Annotated in this window: 17 protein-coding genes; 8 read left to right on the top strand and 9 right to left on the bottom strand. The window is 68.6% G+C overall.

Features of this window, described 5'->3' with window-relative positions:
* Nucleotides 1–8 precede the first annotated feature (8 nt).
* Genes AC1DMS_RS04225 through fba form a run of 5 tightly spaced genes read left to right on the top strand, consistent with a single transcriptional unit; the run spans nucleotide 9 to nucleotide 6,347 of the window.
* A complete protein-coding gene (locus AC1DMS_RS04225) occupies nucleotides 9–1,085 on the top strand; it encodes a class 1 fructose-bisphosphatase (protein WP_012748126.1) in 1,077 nt (358 codons plus the stop codon).
* Between the two features lie 51 nt (nucleotides 1,086–1,136).
* The gene (locus tag AC1DMS_RS04220) at nucleotides 1,137–2,015 is read left to right on the top strand and encodes a phosphoribulokinase (protein ID WP_012748125.1); all 879 of its coding nucleotides are present in this window, start codon (nucleotides 1,137–1,139) and stop codon (nucleotides 2,013–2,015) included.
* A 57-nt stretch (nucleotides 2,016–2,072) separates the two neighbouring features.
* Nucleotides 2,073–4,112 carry a transketolase gene (gene tkt, locus AC1DMS_RS04215; RefSeq protein WP_478079992.1) on the top strand — a complete coding sequence of 680 codons (2,040 nt, stop codon included), beginning with the start codon at nucleotides 2,073–2,075 and terminating at the stop codon, nucleotides 4,110–4,112.
* Complete coding sequence (locus AC1DMS_RS04210; RefSeq protein WP_012748123.1) at nucleotides 4,109–5,290, top strand: phosphoglycerate kinase; 1,182 nt, start codon at nucleotides 4,109–4,111, stop codon at nucleotides 5,288–5,290. The genes tkt and AC1DMS_RS04210 overlap by 4 nt, the downstream gene beginning before the upstream one ends.
* 40 nt (nucleotides 5,291–5,330) lie before the next feature.
* Nucleotides 5,331–6,347 (top strand): class II fructose-bisphosphate aldolase, encoded by a 1,017-nt coding sequence (fba, locus tag AC1DMS_RS04205; RefSeq protein ID WP_012748122.1) that lies wholly within the window; start codon nucleotides 5,331–5,333, stop codon nucleotides 6,345–6,347.
* 16 nt (nucleotides 6,348–6,363) lie between these two features.
* Here the strand turns inward: fba and AC1DMS_RS04200 are convergent, their stop codons facing one another.
* From AC1DMS_RS04200 to AC1DMS_RS04180, 5 genes are read right to left on the bottom strand one after another with little or no spacing between them, the layout of a single operon-like run.
* Nucleotides 6,364–6,588, bottom strand: a complete 225-nt coding sequence (locus AC1DMS_RS04200) for a formate dehydrogenase subunit delta (protein ID WP_307592623.1) — start codon at nucleotides 6,586–6,588, stop codon at nucleotides 6,364–6,366.
* Nucleotides 6,589–6,599: 11 nt separating this feature from the next.
* Nucleotides 6,600–7,436, bottom strand: coding sequence for a formate dehydrogenase accessory sulfurtransferase FdhD (gene fdhD, locus AC1DMS_RS04195; protein ID WP_436300137.1), 837 nt, complete (start codon nucleotides 7,434–7,436; stop codon nucleotides 6,600–6,602).
* Complete coding sequence (fdhF, locus tag AC1DMS_RS04190) at nucleotides 7,433–10,306, bottom strand: formate dehydrogenase subunit alpha (protein ID WP_478079990.1); 2,874 nt, start codon at nucleotides 10,304–10,306, stop codon at nucleotides 7,433–7,435. Before fdhF ends, fdhD begins: the two co-directional genes overlap by 4 nt.
* Before the next feature lie 22 nt (nucleotides 10,307–10,328).
* Nucleotides 10,329–11,888: a formate dehydrogenase beta subunit gene (locus tag AC1DMS_RS04185; RefSeq protein ID WP_478083334.1), complete on the bottom strand. Its 1,560-nt coding sequence runs from the start codon at nucleotides 11,886–11,888 to the stop codon at nucleotides 10,329–10,331.
* Nucleotides 11,885–12,349, bottom strand: a complete 465-nt coding sequence (locus tag AC1DMS_RS04180) for a formate dehydrogenase subunit gamma (RefSeq protein WP_307592631.1) — start codon at nucleotides 12,347–12,349, stop codon at nucleotides 11,885–11,887. The genes AC1DMS_RS04185 and AC1DMS_RS04180 overlap by 4 nt, the downstream gene beginning before the upstream one ends.
* Before the next feature lie 123 nt (nucleotides 12,350–12,472).
* Here AC1DMS_RS04180 and AC1DMS_RS04175 point away from each other — a divergent pair, with 123 nt between their 5' ends.
* The gene (locus AC1DMS_RS04175; RefSeq protein ID WP_478079987.1) at nucleotides 12,473–13,585 is read left to right on the top strand and encodes a substrate-binding domain-containing protein; all 1,113 of its coding nucleotides are present in this window, start codon (nucleotides 12,473–12,475) and stop codon (nucleotides 13,583–13,585) included.
* A 139-nt stretch (nucleotides 13,586–13,724) separates the two neighbouring features.
* The gene (locus AC1DMS_RS04170) at nucleotides 13,725–14,396 is read left to right on the top strand and encodes a hypothetical protein (RefSeq protein WP_436300134.1); all 672 of its coding nucleotides are present in this window, start codon (nucleotides 13,725–13,727) and stop codon (nucleotides 14,394–14,396) included.
* Nucleotides 14,397–14,414: 18 nt separating this feature from the next.
* Here AC1DMS_RS04170 and AC1DMS_RS04165 read toward each other — a convergent pair whose 3' ends face one another.
* Genes AC1DMS_RS04165 through AC1DMS_RS04150 form a run of 4 tightly spaced genes read right to left on the bottom strand, consistent with a single transcriptional unit; the run spans nucleotide 14,415 to nucleotide 17,808 of the window.
* Nucleotides 14,415–15,221 carry a PPK2 family polyphosphate kinase gene (locus tag AC1DMS_RS04165; RefSeq protein WP_012748114.1) on the bottom strand — a complete coding sequence of 269 codons (807 nt, stop codon included), beginning with the start codon at nucleotides 15,219–15,221 and terminating at the stop codon, nucleotides 14,415–14,417.
* Between the two features lie 49 nt (nucleotides 15,222–15,270).
* Nucleotides 15,271–15,705 carry an RNA-binding S4 domain-containing protein gene (locus AC1DMS_RS04160; protein WP_278876355.1) on the bottom strand — a complete coding sequence of 145 codons (435 nt, stop codon included), beginning with the start codon at nucleotides 15,703–15,705 and terminating at the stop codon, nucleotides 15,271–15,273.
* A 4-nt stretch (nucleotides 15,706–15,709) separates the two neighbouring features.
* Nucleotides 15,710–17,131 (bottom strand): sensor histidine kinase, encoded by a 1,422-nt coding sequence (locus tag AC1DMS_RS04155; protein WP_478079986.1) that lies wholly within the window; start codon nucleotides 17,129–17,131, stop codon nucleotides 15,710–15,712.
* The gene (locus AC1DMS_RS04150) at nucleotides 17,128–17,808 is read right to left on the bottom strand and encodes a response regulator transcription factor (protein WP_012748112.1); all 681 of its coding nucleotides are present in this window, start codon (nucleotides 17,806–17,808) and stop codon (nucleotides 17,128–17,130) included. The genes AC1DMS_RS04155 and AC1DMS_RS04150 overlap by 4 nt, the downstream gene beginning before the upstream one ends.
* A gap of 127 nt (nucleotides 17,809–17,935) precedes the next feature.
* On the opposite strand from AC1DMS_RS04150, the gene AC1DMS_RS04145 reads away from it, so the two are divergent.
* The gene (locus AC1DMS_RS04145) at nucleotides 17,936–18,895 is read left to right on the top strand and encodes a Bug family tripartite tricarboxylate transporter substrate binding protein (protein ID WP_012748111.1); all 960 of its coding nucleotides are present in this window, start codon (nucleotides 17,936–17,938) and stop codon (nucleotides 18,893–18,895) included.
* Nucleotides 18,896–19,056: the final 161 nt, after the last annotated feature.

Here is a 19,056-nt window from a genome sequence, read left to right as displayed (position 1 = left end):
AGACGATCATGCCCATTGCAGGCAAGGCCACGCTGACCCAGTACATCATCGAGGAGCGCCGCCGCCACCCCGGTGCCACGGGCGCGCTCAACGCGCTCATCACCGACGTCTCCCTTGCCTGCAAGGCGATCTCGCGCAAGGTGGCGCTCGGCGCGCTGGGGGACGTGCTCGGCAGCGCGAGCACGCAGAACGTGCAGGGCGAGGAACAGAAGACGCTCGACGTGCTGAGCAACGACATGTTCCTGCGCGCCAACGAGTGGGGCGGCCACGTGGCGGGCATGGTCTCGGAAGAGATGGAAGAGCCCTACCTGCCGCCGCAGCAGCAGTATCCGCGCGGCAAGTACCTGCTGCTGTTCGATCCGCTCGACGGCTCGTCGAACATCGATGTCAACGTGGCGGTGGGCAGCATCTTCTCGATCCTGCGCGCGCCCACGCCCGAGGCCGACGCGAAGCCTGAAGACTTTTTGCAGCCCGGCACCGAGCAGGTTGGCGCCGGCTATGCGATCTACGGCCCTTCGACCATGCTGGTGCTGACGCTGGGCAACGGCACGCACGCCTTCACGCTCGATCCGCAACTGGGCGAATGGGTGCTGAGCCATCCGAACCTGAGCATTCCGCGGCAGACCAGCGAATTCGCGATCAACGCCTCGAACAGCCGCTTCTGGGAGCCGGCCGTGAAGCGCTACGTCGACGAATGCCTGGCCGGCAAGGAAGGCCCGCGCGGCATCGACTTCAACATGCGGTGGATCGCCTCGCTGGTGGCCGAGACGCACCGCATCCTGATGCGCGGCGGCGTCTTCATGTACCCGCGCGACAGCAAGGAAGCGGGCCGCGACGGACGCCTGCGGCTGCTCTACGAGGCCAACCCGATCTCGTTTTTGATCGAGCAGGCCGGCGGCATGGCCAGCACCGGCCGGCGGCGCCTGATGGCGGTCGAGCCGGAGTCGATCCACCAGCGCATCGGCTTCGTCTTCGGTTCGTCCGACGAGGTGGCGCGCGTGGAGGCCTACCACAGCGAGGAGCCGCAGGACACCTACCAGGCGCCGCTGTTCGGCAAGCGCGGTCTCTTTGCGACTGCCGCCTGAACCACGAGGCCCTGCCGCTCCGCACGATTTCTTCATCTCCCCGAGGCCACCATGTCAGCCAAACATCCCATCGTTGCCATCACCGGCTCGTCCGGCGCGGGCACCACGTCCGTCACGCGGACCTTCGAGAACATCTTCCGCCGCGAGAGCGTCAAGGCGGCCATTGTGGAGGGCGACAGCTTCCACCGCTACGACCGCAATTCCATGAAGGTGGCCATGGCCGAGGCCGAGGCCGCCGGCAACCGCAACTTCAGCCACTTCGGCGAAGACGCCAACCTGTTCGCCGAGCTCGAGGCGCTGTTCCGCGACTATGGCGAAGCGGGCGTCGGCCAGAGCCGCAAGTACCTGCACGACGCGGTGGAGGCGGCGCCCTACAAGCAGGAACCCGGCACCTTCACGCCGTGGGAAACGCTGCCCGACAGCGAGCTGCTTTTCTATGAAGGCCTGCATGGCGGCGTGACCACCGAGAAGGTCGACATTGCGCGCCACGTCGACCTGCTGATCGGCGTGGTGCCGGTGATCAACCTCGAGTGGATCCAGAAGCTGCACCGCGACAAGAACACGCGCGGCTATTCGACCGAGGCCGTGACCGACGTGATCCTGCGCCGCATGAACGAGTACGTGCACTACATCTGCCCGCAGTTCACGCGCACCCACATCAACTTCCAGCGCGTGCCGGTGGTCGACACTTCCGACCCGTTCATTGCGCGCACCATCCCGAGCCCGGACGAGAGCCTGGTGGTGATCCGCTTCGCCAACCCGACGGGCTTCGACTTTCCGTACCTGCTGAGCATGCTGCACGACTCCTTCATGTCGCGCGCCAACACGCTGGTGGTGCCGGGCGGAAAGATGGAGCTCGCGATGCAGCTGATCTTCACGCCGATGATCCTGCGCCTCATGGAGCGGCGCAAGAAGTCCTACGCGATCTAGCGCGCGCGCCGCGGCAGAACGAACCCCTCACGCACAACGAACCAACCGGAACCTCGCATGACGATCGACAACCTCGCCTTGCGCACGCAGTGCGCCAACGCCATCCGCGCGCTGGCCATGGACGCGGTGCAAGCCGCCAACTCGGGCCACCCGGGCATGCCGATGGGCATGGCCGACATCGCCGAGGCGCTGTGGCGGCACCGCCTGCGGCACGACCCGGCCGATCCGCGCTGGATGAACCGCGACCGCTTCGTCGTGTCCAACGGCCATGGCTCGATGCTGCTGTATGCGCTGCTGCACCTGAGCGGCTATGCGCTGCCGATGGAGGAGCTGCGGCGCTTCCGCCAGCTGCATTCGCGCACGCCGGGCCACCCCGAGGTCGGCGTTACGCCCGGCGTGGAGACCACCACCGGGCCGCTGGGGCAGGGCATCAGCAATGCGGTGGGCATGGCGCTGGCCGAGAAGCTGCTGGCCGAGGAATTCAACCGCCCCGGCCACGAGGTGATCGACCACCGCACCTATGTGTTCCTGGGCGATGGCTGCCTGATGGAAGGCATCAGCCACGAGGCCTGCTCGCTCGCGGGCACCTGGCGCCTGAAAAAGCTGGTGGCGTTCTACGACGACAACGGCATCTCGATCGACGGCGAGGTCGGCGGCTGGTTCAACGACGACACGCCGGGCCGCTTCGAAGCCTATGGCTGGACCGTGCTGCGCGACGTCGACGGCCATGACGCCGCGGCGCTCGACGCAGCCATCGCGCAAGCCACGGCTTCGGACCGGCCGGTGCTGGTGTGCTGCAAGACGCGCATCGGCCAGGGATCGCCGAACCGCGCGGGCACCGCCAAGGCGCACGGCGAGGCATTGGGCGAGGCCGAGATCGCGCTGACGCGTCAGGCGCTCGGCTGGAGCGCCGCGCCCTTCGAGGTGCCGGCGGATACTGCAGAGGCCTGGTCGGCGCGCGAATCGGGCGCCGCGCTGCACAAGGCTTGGCAGGAGCGCTTTGCCGCTTACGCACAGGAACATCCGGCGCTCGCACGCGAGCTGCTGCGGCGCCACCGCACCGATGCGCCGCTCACTGCGAAGGCCGAGGCGGCACTGGCTTCGGCCGCGTCGGGCGCGGAGCAGCGCAAGGCCTCGGTCGCCACGCGCAAGGCCTCGCAGCAGGTGCTCGACGAGGTCGGCCCCGCGATGCCGGAGCTGATCGGCGGCTCGGCCGACCTCACGGGTTCGAACCTCACCGACTGGAAGGGTCACCGCGCGCTCAAGGGTACCGGCACCGGCAACCACGTGCACTACGGCGTGCGCGAGTTCGGCATGGCGGCCATCATGAACGGGCTCGCGCTGCACGGCGGCTTCCGTCCCTTCGGCGGCACCTTCCTGACTTTTTCCGACTACGCGCGCAACGGCGTGCGCATGTCGGCGCTGATGAAGCTGCCGGTGATCTACGTCTTCACGCACGACTCCATCGGGCTCGGCGAGGACGGCCCGACGCACCAGCCGGTGGAGCATGCCTCGAGCCTGCGGCTGATTCCCGATGTCGATGTCTGGCGCCCGGCCGATGCCACCGAGACGGCCGTGGCCTGGCGCCAGGCGCTGCGCCGCGTCGATGGGCCGAGCTGCCTGCTGCTGACGCGCCAGGCGCTGCCGCATGCCGGCGACGGCGATGAGCGCATCGAGTCGATCGCGCGCGGCGCCTATGTGCTGCGCCGCCCGGAGGCCGAGTGCGTGGCGCTGCTGGCAAGCGGCTCCGAAGTGGGCGTGGCGCTGGCCGCGGCGGCCCTGCTGGCGCAGGAGGGCATCGAGGCGCGCGTGGTGTCCGTGCCGTGCATGGACGTGTTCGAACGCCAGGATGCCGAATGGCGCCACGCGGTCGTTCCGCGCCACCTGCCGCGCGTGGCGGTGGAGGCCGGCAGCACGGGCCTGTGGTGGAAGTTCGTCGGCGAATACGGCGACGTGGTCGGGCTCGACCGCTTCGGCGAATCGGCGCCGGCCGGCGAGCTCTTCAAGCTGTTCGGCCTCACGGCCGAAGTGGTGGCCGAGCGCGCCCGCCGCCTGCTCGCGAACGCCGCGCTGGCCAACGTGAAAGAGGCCGCATGAGCTTCAACACGCTCGATCAGGTCGACCTGCGCGGACAGCGCGTGTTCATCCGCTGCGACCTCAACGTGCCGCTCGATGCCTCGGGGCGCATCAGCGACGACACGCGCATCCGCGCCAGCCTGGGCGGCATCCGCCATGCGCTGTCGCAAGGGGCGCGCGTGATGGTCGCCTCGCACCTGGGCCGCCCGAAGGAAGGCCGGCTTGCACCCGGCGAATCGCTGGCGCCGGTGGCGAAGCGGCTCGGCGAGCTGCTGGGCGCGCCGGTGGCGCTGGTGGCCGACTGGATCGACCGCCCCTTCGACGTGGCACCCGGCGAGGTGGCGCTGCTCGAGAACTGCCGCGCGAACGTCGGCGAGAAGGCCAATGCCGAAGCCCTGGCGCGGCGCATGGCGGCCCTGTGCGACGTGTACGTGAACGATGCCTTCGGCACCGCGCACCGCGCCGAGGCCACCACCGAGGCGCTGGCCCGGCTCGCGCCCATTGCCTGCGCCGGTCCTCTGATGGCGTCGGAACTCCATGCGCTCGGCCGTGCGCTAGCGAACCCCGCGCGGCCGCTGGCCGCGATCGTCGGCGGCGCCAAGGTGTCGACCAAGCTGTCGATCCTCGAATCGCTCGCCGCGCAGGTCGAGTGGCTGGTGGTGGGCGGCGGCATGGCCAACACCTTCCTGCTCGCGGCGGGCCATCCGATCGGCCGGTCGCTGTGCGAGCCCGAGATGGTGGACACCGCGCGTGCCGTGGCCGCGGCGCTCGCGGCGCGCGGTGCGCAGCTTTTCATGCCGACCGACGTGGTCACGGCCACCGAGTTCTCGCCGACGGCGCGCGCGACCGTGAAGGCCGTGGCCGACGTGGCGCCCGACGACATGATCCTGGACTTCGGCCCGGAGTCGGTGGCGCGGCTCGTCGCGATGCTCGGCCAGTGCAAGACCATCGTCTGGAACGGCCCGCTCGGCGTGTTCGAGATCGAGCAGTTCTCGCACGGCACGCGCACGCTGGCCCACGCGATCGCGCGCATGGATGCGTTCTCGCTCGCGGGCGGCGGCGACACCGTGGCCGCCATCAACCAGTTCGAGGTGGAGGAGTGCATCGACTACGTCTCGACGGCGGGCGGCGCCTTCCTCGAATTCCTCGAAGGCAAGAGCCTGCCGGCCGTCAAAGCGCTCCAGGACCGGCGGCATTGACGCCCCCATCACCGATTTTTCACATCCACAGGAGCTTCCCATGGCCATGATTTCGCTGCGCCAATTGCTGGACCACGCCGCCGAGCACCAATACGGCGTGCCGGCGTTCAACGTCAACAACCTGGAGCAGATCCAGGCCATCATGCAGGCCGCGCGCAAGACCGACAGCCCCGTCATCCTGCAGGCCTCGGCCGGTGCGCGCAAGTACGCGGGCGAAGCCTTCCTGCGCAAGATGGTCGAGGCCGCCGCCGAAATGTACCCCGAGATCCCGATCGTGATGCACCAAGACCATGGCGCAAGCCCGTCGATGTGCATGCAGGCCATCCGCTCGGGCTTCACCAGCGTGATGATGGACGGCTCGCTGATGGAAGACGCGAAAACGCCTGCGAGCTACGACTACAACGTGGGCGTGACGAGCCGCGTGGTGGAGATGGCGCATGCGGTCGGCGTCTCGGTCGAGGGCGAGCTGGGCTGCCTCGGCTCGCTCGAGTCGGGCATGGCGGGCGAGGAAGACGGCAGCGGTGCCGAGGGCGTGCTGACGCACGACCAGCTGTTGACCGATCCGCAGCAGGCGGCCGACTTCGTCTCGCGCACCGGCGTGGATGCGCTGGCCATTGCCATCGGCACCTCGCATGGCGCCTACAAGTTCAGCCGCAAGCCGACCGGCGACATCCTTGCGATCGACCGCATCAAGGAGATCCATGCGCGCATTCCGAAGACGCACCTCGTGATGCACGGCTCCTCGTCGGTGCCGCAGGAATGGCTGGCCGTGATCCGCGACTTTGGCGGCGACATCAAGGAAACCTACGGCGTGCCGGTGGAGGAGATCCAGGAGGGCATCCGCCATGGCGTGCGCAAGGTCAACATCGACACCGACATCCGGCTCGCGATGACCGGCGCCATGCGCCGCGCGATGGGCCAGGACCGCAGCGAATTCGATCCGCGCAAGTTCCTGAAGGAGGCGACCGCGGCGGCGCGCGACGTCTGCATCGACCGCTTCCAGGCCTTTGGCACCGCCGGCATGGCGTCGCGGATCAAGCCGGCGGCACTGCAGTAGGCGCGGTGCGGCGCTGCTATTCGAGCAGCGCCCGGTGAATGCGGATCGCCTCGGCCGACACGGGGTTCAGTTCCCCCGGTCCGCCGGCATCCAGGTGCGCCAGCAGCTCGCGCCGCATGCGCGGTTCCCAGAAGCGCTTGAGGTGCAGCGCGAGGTCATGCAGGGCTTCGCTGCGGTCGGGCATGGCTTCGAAGAAGCTGCCCATCTGGTTCACCATGCGGATCAGCTGGTCGACGTGCATTGCAGAAAACCTCAGGCGTTGGCGGGCAGGCCGTTGAGCCGCCACGGGTGGGTGTAGATGACCAGGTCGTCGCCGCGCACGAAGCCCGCCAGCGTCAGGCCCGCGTCTTCTGCAATGGCCGTGGCCAGCGAGGTCGAGGCCGATACGGCGGCCAGCAGCGGCACGCCGGCGGCGACGGTTTTCTGCACCATCTCGAAACTCGCGCGGCTGGTCACCGCGATGAAGCCGGTGGAGGCGGCCACACTGCTTCTTGCGAGCGCGCCGACGAGCTTGTCGAGTGCGTTGTGGCGGCCGACGTCCTCGCGCACCAGCAGGGCTTCGCCCTCGGCGCTGCACCAGGCCGCCGCGTGCACGGCGCCGGTGACCTTCTGCAGCACCTGCATCGATGCCAGCTCCCGCATGCCGCGCGCGACAGCGCGGGTCGAGAGCGCCGGGCCCTCGGGCAGCGGCGGCAGCGCACGCGTGACATGCGCCAGGCTCTCCGTGCCGCAGAGGCCGCAGCCTGTGCGCCCGGCCATTGAGCGGCGGCGCGCCTTCAGCCGCGCGAAGGCCGCGCTTGCCACGTCGAGCTTGAGGGTGATGCCCTCGGGCGCGTACGCTTCCTCGACGCCGTAGAGTTCATTGCGCCCGAGCAGGATGCCCTCGCTGAGCGCAAAGCCCAGCGCGAAGTCGGCCAGGTCGGTGGGCGTTGCAAGCATCACGGCGTGTGCAATGCCGTTGAACTCCAGCGCGACCGGCACCTCCACGGCCACCCAGTCGCGGTTGTCGAAGGCCTGGAGCGCGCGCACGCCGCGCACGGGCAGAAGTTCCGCGCTCCCGGGGCGCAGCGGTACGTCGGACAGGTTCACTTGGCGGCCGCCGTTTCTTCGATGCGCTTGCTCAGCAGTTCTTCCTGCAGCGCGTTGAACCGGCTGTATTCCTGCTGCCATTCGGAAGGCTGCATCACCGGCATCACCTGCACCGCGGTCACCTTGAACTCGGGGCAGTTGGTGGCCCAGTCGGAGTTGTCGGTGGTGATCACGTTGGCGCCCGATTCGGGGAAGTGGAAGGTGGTGTAGACCACGCCCGGCTGCACGCGCTCGGTGATGGTGGCGCGCAGCACGGTTTCGCCCGCGCGGCTCCGGATGCCGACCCAGTCGCCCTCGGCAATGCCGCGGTCCTCGGCGTCGGCCGGATGGATTTCGAGCCGGTCCTCGCTGTGCCACTGGTTGTTCTCGGTGCGGCGCGTCTGCGCGCCCACGTTGTACTGCGAGAGGATGCGCCCGGTGGTCAGGATCAGCGGGTACATGCGCGTGACCTTCTCGTCGGTCGGCACGTACTGCGTGATGATGAACTTGCCCTTGCCGCGCACGAACTCGCCGATGTGCATGGTCGGCGTGCCTTCCGGCGCAGCCTCGTTGCAGGGCCACTGCACGCTGCCCAGCTTCGCGAGCTTGGCGTAGCTCACGCCCGTGAAGGTGGGCGTGAGCGCGGCGATCTCGTCCATGATCTCCTCGGCGCTCGCGTAGTTCATGGGGTAGCCCAGCGCGTTGGAGAGCAGCTGCGTCACCTCCCAGTCGGCATAGCCGGCCTTGGGCGGCATGACCTTGGTGACGCGCGAGATGCGGCGCTCGGCGTTGGTGAAGGTGCCGTCTTTTTCGAGGAACGACGCGCCCGGCAGGAACACGTGCGCGTACTTGGCGGTCTCGTTCAGGAACAGGTCCTGCACCACGATGCATTCCATCGCCATCATCGCCTCGGCCACGTGCTGGGTGTTGGGGTCCGACTGGACCACGTCCTCGCCTTCGCAGTACAGGCCCTTGAAGCTGCCGGTGATGGCGGCATCGAACATGTTGGGAATGCGCAGCCCCGGCTCGGCCCGCAGCGCCACGCCCCACGCGTCTTCGAAACTGCCGCGCGCGGTGCTGTCAGACACATGGCGGTAGCCCGGAAGCTCGTGCGGGAACGAGCCCATGTCGCAGGAACCCTGCACGTTGTTCTGGCCGCGCAGCGGGTTCACGCCCACGCCTTCGCGGCCCACGTTGCCGGTGGCCATGGCCAGGTTGGCGATGCCCATCACCATGGTCGAGCCCTGGCTGTGCTCGGTCACGCCCAGGCCGTAGTAGATGGCGGCATTGCGCTTGCCGTCGTGGCCCTTGGCGAAGAGCCGCGCGGCGGCGCGCAGCTCGGCGGCCGGTACGCCGGTCACGGCTTCCATGGCCTCGGGCGAGTTGGCCGGGCGCGCGACGAATTCGCGCCACTCGTTGAACGACTTGGGCTCGCAGCGCTCGGCCACGAAGGCCTCGTCGACCAGGCCTTCGGTCACGATCACATGCGCCATGGCGCTGATGACCGCCACGTTGGTGCCGGGCCTGAGCTTGAGGTGGTGGTCGGCCTTGACGTGCGGCGACTTCACCAGGTCGATGGTGCGCGGGTCGATCACGATCAGCCGGGCGCCGGCGCGCAGGCGCCTTTTCATGCGCGACGCGAACACCGGGTGGCCGTCGGACGGATTGGCGCCGATCACCATGATCACGTCCGACTTCTCGACCGACTTGAAGGTCTGCGTGCCGGCCGATTCGCCCATGGTCTGCTTCAGTCCGTAGCCGGTGGGCGAATGGCACACGCGCGCGCAGGTGTCGACGTTGTTGTTGCCGAAGGCCGCGCGCACCAGCTTCTGCACCAGGTAGCCCTCTTCGTTGGTGCAGCGCGAGGACACCAGGCCGCCGATGGAATCGGTGCCGTACTTGGCCTGGATGCGGCGGAACTCGCTGGCGGCGTAGCTGACGGCTTCGTCCCAGCTCACCTCGCGCCACGGGTCGGTGATCTTGCTGCGGATCATGGGCTTGAGAACGCGGTCCTTGTGGGTGGCGTAGCCCCAGGCGAAGCGGCCCTTCACGCACGAGTGGCCTTCGTTGGCCTTGCCGTCCTTCCAGGGCACCATGCGGACCACTTCGTTGCCCTTCATCTCGGCCTTGAAGCCGCAGCCCACGCCGCAATAGGCGCAGGTGGTGATGGCGCTGTGCTCGGCCTGGCCCAGCCAGATCACCGATTTTTCCTGCAGCGTGGCGGTGGGGCAGGCCTGCACGCAGGCGCCGCAGCTCACGCATTCGGATTCCATGAAGGGCTGGTCCTGGCCTGGCGACACGCGCGACTCGAAGCCGCGGCCGCTGATGGTGAGCGCGAAGGTGCCCTGCGTTTCTTCGCAGGCGCGCACGCAGCGGTTGCAGACGATGCACTTGGCCGGGTCGTAGGTGAAGTAGGGATTGGACTCGTCCTTGGCGCTCTTCAGGTGGTTGGCGCCGTCGTAGCCATAGCGCACGTTGCGCAGGCCCGTGACACCGGCCATGTCCTGCAGCTCGCAGTCGCCGTTGGCGGCGCAGGTGAGGCAGTCCAGCGGATGGTCGGAGATGTAGAGCTCCATCACGCCCTTGCGCAGCTCCTGCAGCCTCGGGCTTTGCGTGCGCACCTTCATGCCGGCCTCGGCCGGCGTGGTGCACGAGGCCGGATAGCCTTTGCGCCCGTCGATCTCCACCAGGCAGAGCCGGCAGGAGCCGAAGGGCTCCAGGCTGTCGGTCGCGCACAGCTTGGGCACCTGCACGCCCGCGTCGACCGCGGCGCGCATCAGCGAGGTGCCCTTGGCCACCGTCACCGGCATGCCGTCGATCTCGAGCGTGACTTCCTCGGTGGACTCGCGGCGCGGCGTGCCGTGGTCGATGTCTTGCGATGGGTTCAGCATGGGGTGTCTCCTCTCTGTTCGGTCAGGCTGCGGCGCGGTCGGGGGCTTCGATGCCGAAGTCCTCCGGGTAGTGATTGATGGCCGAGAGCACGGGGTAGGGCGTCATGCCACCCATCGCGCAGAGCGAGCCGTGCAGCATGGTGTCGCACAGGTCGCGCAGCAGGATGACCTGCTGCGGCCGGTTCTGGTTGCTCGTGATCTTGTCGATCACTTCCACGCCGCGCGTGGAGCCGATGCGGCAGGGCGTGCACTTGCCGCAGGACTCGATCGCGCAGAACTCCATCGCGTAGCGGGCCAGCTGCGACATGTCGGCCGTGTCGTCGTGCACCACGATGCCGCCGTGCCCGACCACCGCGCCCACGGCCGCATAGGCCTCGTAGTCGAGCGGCAGGTCCCACTGCGATTCGGGCACGTAGGCGCCCAGCGGACCGCCCACCTGCACCGCCTTGATCGGCCGGCCGCTCGCGCTGCCGCCGCCGAAGTCGTAGAGCAGTTCGCGCAGGCTCAGGCCGAAGGCCTTCTCGACCAGGCCGCCATGCCGGATGTTGCCGGCCAGCTGGAACGGCAGCGTGCCGCGCGAGCGGCCCATGCCGTAGTTCTTGTAGAAGTCCGCGCCGCGCGCCAGGATGAGGGGCACCGACGCCAGCGTGATCACGTTGTTGATGACGGTGGGCTGGCCGAACAGGCCCTGCAGCGCCGGCAGCGGCGGCTTGGCGCGCACGATGCCGCGGCGGCCTTCCAAGCTTTCGAGCAGCGCGGTTTCCTCGCCGCACACGTAGGCGCCCGCGGCCTTGCGCACGGTCAGTCGGAAGGCGTGGCCCGAGCCCAGGATGTCGTCGCCCAGGAAGCCCGCCTGCTCCGCATGGCGGATTGCCTCGTTCAGCGTGGCAATGGCATGCGGGTATTCCGAGCGAACGTAGATGTAGCCTTCGGTCGCGCCCGTTGCAATGCCCGCGATGGCCATGCCTTCCACCAGCATCAGCGGATCGCCTTCCATCGTCATGCGGTCCGAGAAGGTGCCCGAGTCGCCTTCGTCGGCATTGCAGACGATGTATTTCTGCGGCGCCTCCGCGGCCAGCACGGTCTTCCATTTGATGCCGGCCGGGAATGCGGCGCCGCCGCGGCCGCGCAGTCCGGAGTCGAGCACCTGCTGCACGATCTCGGCCGGTGCGAGCGCCAGCGCGCGGCGCAGTCCGGCAAAGCCTTCGTGCGCCTCGTAGTCGGCCACGGACACCGGGTCGGTCACGCCCATGCGCGCGAAGGTCAGGCGCTCCTGCTTCTTCAGGTACGGAATCTCTTCGGTCAGGCCCAGGTTCAGCGCATGGGCGCCGCCGGAAAGAAAGCCGGCGTCGAACAGGCCTGCAACGTCGGCGCCCGTGACGGGGCCGTAGGCCACGCGGCCCTGCGGCGTGGCCACCTCGACCAGCGGCTCCAGCCAGAACAGGCCGCGCGAGCCGTTGCGCACGATGCGCACGTCGGCGTTGCGCGCACGGGCCTGTGCTTCGATCTGCCGCGCCACCCGGTCGGCGCCGACAGCCAGCGCCGCGGAGTCGCGCGGGACATAGATGATGGTGGTGGTCATGAGGCGCTCCGTGCTTCCCGGGCGATGTCGTCGAACAGCGCCGGCGTGATGCGCGCATGCACCTCGCCGTTCACCGCGATGGCGGGCGACGAGGCGCACAGGCCGAGGCAGAACACCGGCTCCAGCGAGCACTGGCCGTCGGCCGAGGTGCCGTGCACGCCGCAGCCCAGGCGTTGCTCGGCATGCGCGAGCAGCGCGTCCGCGCCCATCGCCTTGCAGGCCTCGGCGCGGCAGACCTGCACCAGCAGCCGGCCCGCCGGGGCCGAGCGGAAGTGGTGGTAGTAGCTGACCACGCCATGCACCTCGGCGCGCGACAGGTTGAACTGCTCGGCGATGAGCGGGACCGCGTCGGGCGGAACATGCCCCAGCGCGTCCTGGATGCCGTGGAGCGCAGGAAGCAGCCCGCCCGGCGTGTCCTTGTGCGCGGCGGCGATGGATGCCGCGATGCCCAGATTGTTCATATGCCTTGAATCTCCTAAAGTTGGAGCTGCAGTACTCGTGGTGGCGCGAGTCTATGGAGAGGTGTCGAATGCCACAATATGAAGCGTTCAGCCCAATAAATATGCTTTGGAAAGCCGAAACTCATGCATGAAGTGCACATCAGGCCGCAATGGACCATCCGCCAGACCGACGGCGCGGCCCTGGCGCCGCGGGTGATCGAGCTGCTGGTGCAGGTGCTGGAGCACGGCAGCCTGTCGAGCGCCTGTACCGCGTCCGGCGTGTCCTACCGCCATGCCTGGGAGCTGATCCGACAGGGCGAAGCCATGTTCGGCCAGCCGCTGGTGGCCATGCGGCGCGGCAAGGGTTCCAGCCTCACGCCGCTTGGCGAAAAGCTGGTGTGGGCCGACCGCCGCATCACCGCGCGGCTGTCGCCGCTGCTGGATTCGCTGGCCTCCGAGCTGGGCGCGGAAATCGAGAAGCTGATTCCCACCGCGCCCACGCTGCTGCGCATCCACGCGAGCCACGGCTTCGCGATCGAGGCGCTGCACGGCTTCCTGGCCGCGGCGCAGGTGCCGGGCGACCTGCGCTACTGCGGCAGCGAGGAAGCCGTGGCCTCGCTGCATCACGGCAGCTGCGACGTCGCGGGCTTCCACGTGCCGCTGGGCGCGTTCGAGGCCGAAGCCGTCTCGCACTACGGGCCCTGGCTCAATGCCGATACGCAGAAGGTCATCGGCATGGCGACGCGGCACCAGGGCCTGATGGTGGCGCCCGGCAACCCGAAGAAGATCTACACGCTGGCCGACCTGGCGCGTTCCGATGTCCGCTTCATCAACCGGCAGGCGGGTTCGGGCACGCGCTACCTGTTCGACCTGCAGCTGCGCGAGCAGGGCATCGCGCCCGAGGCCATCAAGGGCTACGAGCAATGCGAGTTCACGCATGCGGCCGTGGCGGCCTTCGTGGCCAGCGGCATGGCCGACGCGGGCTACGGCGTGGAAACGCCGGCGCGCCAGTTCAAGCTGGACTTCATCTCCAACCAGGTGGAGCGCTACTTCCTGCTGTGCGAGGAGCGCTCGCTCGCCGCGCCCATCGTGCGGCGGATGCTGGACATCCTGCAGAGCCAGGCCTACCAGAGCGCCGTGAACCGGCTGCCGGGCTACCAGGCGGTGAACTGCGGCCGCGTGCTGTCGCTGCCCGAGGCCTTCGAGTCGCTTCGCCCCGCACCGGCCGGCAAGCGCCGCACGGCCACGCGGTCCTGACGGCAGGGTCGCTCTTTTGCTGTCAGCCAAAAGCACTCAGCAACGCGTTCGTCGCAACTTCGCGACAAATCAGGCTCAAAAGTAACCATCTGTATGGTTAAATCGCCCGAACTATCGCGAAAGAGGACGAGGGATCTCCATGAAGCTGCTGCTGAGCATCGTGTGCGCCGTTGTTGCGTTGGCAGGGTGCGTCAGCACGCCGCCCACACCGACGCAACCCGGCACCGGAACCGGGCTGTCGTACGTGCCCATGGTCGCCATGGAAGGCGTGGACCGGGCCCGCTACGACAGCGACGTGGCCGATTGCCGCACGGCGGCAATGCGGATCACCGCGCGCAGCGAGACCGGCGACGCCATGTGGCTCGCACTGGGCCTGGGCCTGATCACGGTGCACGGGCAGGGCATCGTGGCCGCGGCCTCGTACACCGGCATTTCGGCCGCGGTGATCGACATGTCCTACCGGCCCAGCGCGGAGCTGATCGCCGAGCACCAGCAGATCGCCGTGGTGCACTGCATGGCCAAGCGTGGCTATCGCAATCTCGACCCGAACGTGCGCGACACCTTCTACGGCCATGCCTTCAATCCGGAAGTGGTGATGGCGCCGCGCCGGACCGGCGTCGACACCTACAACGCCGAAGTGCTTGCCAAGGCCGGGCAGTGCAGCATCCAGCCGCGCGCCGAGCTCACGGCCAAGGGCCCGGGCTACGAGTCGTACAGCGTGCCGTGCTCGAACGGCACGGCCTGGGCCGTGCGCTGCGAATTCGGCAAGTGCCGCGTGCTGGGCCAGTCGGCCGTCCGGCGCTCCTCCTGACGGCGCGGGCGCCGCTCGTCACTTGATGAGCATGCCCTTGAGGGCGGGGTCGGCGGGCGGTGCCTTGAGCTTCATCTGCCGCAGGATCTTCATCAGGAGCCGCGCGATCATCAGGTTGCGGTGCCGCTTGTTGTTGGCCGGTATCACGTACCAGGGCGCGTGCTCGGTCGAGGTGGCACGCAGCGCCTTGTCATAGGCCTGCTGGTAGGCGCTCCACTTGGTGCGCACCTCGAGGTCGCCCACATTGAACTTCCACTGCTTGCCGGGCGTGTCGATGCGCGCCTGCAGGCGTTCGCGCTGCGTGTCCTTGTCGATGTGCAGCATGCACTTGACGATCACCGTGCCGGTCTCGACGAGCAGGCGCTCGAAATCGTTGATCTGCGCATAGCGCCGCTGGGTCTCGGCCTTGTCGATCCAGCCTTCGACCACGGGCACCAATACGTCTTCATAGTGGCTGCGGTTCCATACCGCGATCTCGCCGCTGCGCGGCACCACCGCATGGCAGCGCCAGAGATAGTCGTGCGCGCGCTCGTCGTCGCTGGGCGCCTTGAAGGCGGTGACGCGCACGCCCAGCGGCGAAGTGCGCGAGAAGACCCAGCGGACGGTGCCGTCCTTGCCGCTGGTGTCCATGCCCTGCAGCACCAGCAGGACCTTGCGGCGGCCCTCGGCGTGCAGCAGGTTCTGCATTTCGTCGAGCTCGATGGCCAGGGCGTCGATCTCGGCGAGCTGGTCGGCTTCGTTGCCGTCCAGGAACGGAGATTCGCCGGGGTCCACCTGCGAAAGTTTGAACTTGCTGTCGACGCGGTACTTCTTGAAGCTGGCCATGAATCCGGACTCCGTGCAAAAGCACGCAGCGTACGCGATCAGCGCCGGGTCAGCGTTCGCTCTCGTCCGGGTCGATGGAAGCGCTCCAGCGGCTGTCCCATTCGGCATGCCGCGCGGCGCCGTCGAGCTCGCGCCGGTCGCGCTTGGTGGGCCGGCCCTGCTCGATGGCCAGCGCCGGTTCGCTGCCCATGCGGCGCTGCTCGCGGATGGCCGCCTGCGCCGCAATGCTCTCGGGCGTTTCTTCGTAGAGCTGCTGCGCCACCGGCGCGGGCCCGCGCTGGCCGCTCAGGCCGCGCACCGTGACGGTTCGCGTCACGGCGCCCAGGCGGATGGCCACCGTGTCGCCGGGCTTGACCTCGCGCGAGGCCTTGGCGATGTCGCCGTTGACCTGCACCCGGTTCTTGCCGATTTCGTCCGCGGCCAGCGAGCGCGTCTTGAAGAAGCGGGCGGCCCAGAGCCATTTGTCGATGCGCAGGCGATCCATAGGTTCAGGCATTGTGGTGGAAGAGAGGCAGCCGCACGACAGCATCGAGGCCGATCACCTGTGCGGAATTTTCCTGCGCGTTGCGGTTGTCGAGGCTGATGCGCCCGCCGAGCGCGAGCACGATCTCGCGGCAGATGGCCAGGCCCAGCCCCGAGCCGCTGGCGGTGTCGCCGGCGGAAAACGGCGCGAACAGGCGCTGGCGCAGTTCGGCCGCAATGCCGGGCCCCTGGTCGCGCACCGTCAGCACGGCTTCCGGGCCGTCCGAGCGCACCATCACCGAAAGGGCGCCGCCGCGCGGGCTCTGCTTGATGGCGTTGTGCAGCAGGTTGCGCGTGAGCTCCTGCAGCATCCATTGGTGCGCGCGCACCGTCACGGGCCCGTCGATGGCCAGTTCGAAGTCCAGCGCCTTGTCGGCGATCAGCGGCGACAGGTCGAGCGCAATCTGGCGCACCACCTCGCCAAGCTCCAGCGGCATCGATTCCGGCCGCTGGCGCAGCTGCTCGACCTTGGCGAGCGACAGCATCTGGTTGGCGAGCGTGGTGGCGCGCTCCACGGTCTGGCTGATCTCGCCCAGCGCCTGCTCGGGCGGCACGTCGCCGCGCCGCGCCGATTGCACCTGCGCCTTGAGCACCGCGAGCGGCGTGCGCAGCTGATGGGCACTGTCGCGCACGAAGCGCTTCTGGTGGTCGAGCAGTCGCTGCAGCCGGCCCATGACCTCGGTGGTGGCATCGACCAGCGGGCGCAGTTCGCGCGGCGCGTCGGGCGCGTCGATCGGGGAAAAGTCGTCGGCCGCGCGCTTCTCGATGGCTTCGCCGAGCTCGCGCACCGGCCGCGTGGCGCGCTGCACCACCAGCACGGTCACCAGCGCGATCACGCCCATCAGCAGCAGCTGGCGCCACAGCATGTCGACCAGCAGCTTGCGCACCAGCGTTTCGCGCAGCTCCAGGGTTTCGGCCACCTGCACCACGGCCATGCCGCGGCCGCGGCCGCTGGCCACGGGCTGCAGCAACACCGCCATGCGCACCGGCTGCTCGCGAAAGCGCGCGTCGTAGAAGTCGACCAGTGCCGCATAGGCCCCGCGGTCGGGGATGCGGCCGCGCCAGAACGGCAACTCGGCAAAGCCCGAGACCATCTCGCCGTCGAGCGCGGAGACGCGGTAGAAAAGGCGGCTGCGGTTGTCGGCCTCGAAGGCCTCGAGCGCCGAATAGGGCACGATGGCGCGCAGCCGCGCGTTCTCGTCGTAGCCTTCCACGTCGAGCTGCTCGCCGATGGTCTTGGCCGACGCGAGCAGCGTGCGGTCGTAGGCCGTGGTGGCAGCGGCCAGGCTCTGGCGGTACAGGCTCACGCTGTTGATCACGATGAACAGCGCCACCGGCGCGAGAATGCCCAGCAGCAGCCTCGCGCGCAGCGACAAGGCCCTCTTCATGGCTCGGCGCGCAGCAGGTAGCCCAGTCCGCGCAGCGTCATCAGCGCCGCGCCGGTGCCCGCGAGCTTCTTGCGCAGGCGATACACCACCACCTCGATGGCCTCGTACTGCACGTCGGTCTCACCCGGGAACACGAGTTCGAAGAGCCGCTCCTTGCTCACCGCGTGGCCGGGCTTCATCATCAGCGCCTTGAGCAGCGCCAGCTCGCGCGGCGTGAGCTCCAGGATGCCGGCGCGGTGGTAGATGGCGCCGCTTTCGGGGTCGAAGCGCAGCCCGCCCACCTCCTGCGGGTTCAGGACCGCGTCGGCACCGGCGTTCTGGTGGCGCCGGCGCAGTGCGCGGATGCGTGCTTCCAGTTCGTCGAGATCGAAGGGCTTGGGCAGGTAGTCGTCGGCGCCGGCGTTCAGGCCCATGATGCGGTCGCCGACCGTGCCGCGGGCCGTGAGCAGCAGCACCGGCGTGCGCAGCCCCGCGGCGCGCGCCTGGGCCAGCACCTGCAGGCCGTCGAGGTTGGGCAGGCTCAGGTCGAGCGCCACCACGTCGGGCTCCAGGGCGCGCCATTGCTCGACGGCCAGGGCGCCGTCGCCGCAGATGCGCACGTCGATCCTGCTGCGGGCGAGGGCGCGCTGCAGGGTGACCTGCATCGAGGGATCGTCTTCGACCAGCAGCAGCTTCATGGGGTGTGGTGGGGGAATGGTACTTCGGTGTTTTCCCCAGTCCGGTGGACAGCCAACTGACAGCAGGGCGGCGCATGATAGCGGCTCAGGTCCAAGTCAGGTTTTCTTTAGTTCTCAGGAGACAACGATGCGTCGCGACACCTTTTTGAAGTCATTGGCCGCGCTGGCCGCCGCCGGAGCCCTGCCGTTGTCGGCACGCGCCGCAGCCAACGTCAAGATGATGATTCCAGCCAACCCGGGCGGCGGCTGGGATACCACGGGCCGCGCGCTGGGCAAGGCAATGACCGAATCCAAGCAGGCCGACACGGTCACCTACGACAACAAGGGCGGCGCCGCCGGCGCGCTGGGCCTGGCCCAGTTCGTGAACGGCTCCAAGGGCGATCCGAACGCGCTCATGGTCATGGGCTCCGTCATGCTCGGCGGCATCATCACCGGCAAGCCGCCGGTCAACCTCTCGCAGGCCACGCCAATTGCGCGCCTGACCACCGAATACAACGTGTTCGTGCTGCCGGCCAATTCGCCCTTCAAGACCATGAAGGACGTGGTCGAGCAGCTCAAGAAGGACCCGGGCAGCGTCAAGTGGGGCGGCGGTTCGCGCGGTTCCACCGAGCACATTGCCGCGGCCATGATCGCGCAGAAGGTCGGCGCCGATCCGTCCAAGATCAACTACGTGGCCTTCCGCGGCGGCGGCGAAGCCACGGCCGCCATCCTGGGTGGCAACGTCACCGTCGGCGGCAGCGGCTACAGCGAGTTCGCCGAGTACATCGCCGCCGGCAAGATGAAGCCCATTGCGGTCACCTCGGCCCAGCGCCTGCCGGGCATCAACGTGCCCACGCTCAAGGAGCAGGGCATCGACGTGGAGATCGGCAACTGGCGCGGCGTGTACGGCGCTCCCGGCATCAGTGCCGAGCAGCGCAAGGCGCTGACCGACATGGTGCTGGCCGCGCTCAAGAGCCCGTCGTGGGCCGAATCGCTCAAGAAGAACGACTGGACGCCGGCCGTGCTGTCGGGCGACGCCTTTGCCAAGTTCGTCGACGACGACTTCGCGAGCCTGCGCGCGATCATGGCCAAGTCCGGGATGATCTGATTTCGCTCGCCCCCAGTCTTCGCGCACTTCGTGTCGCTACGCCAACCCCCTACCGGGGGCAACACCAGAGGCCCGGCGGAGCCGGTTCCTCGGTGTTCCTGGCAGGGGATGGGGGCTCTTTCGAGTAGTGGGGGCTTTCAGCGAGTCCCCGTTCCTTTCCC

The sequence above is a fragment of the Variovorax sp. 05T418 genome (assembly GCF_056396385.1).
Note: the sequence above shows the minus strand (reverse complement) of the source record. Positions and strands in the feature narration are given on the sequence as shown.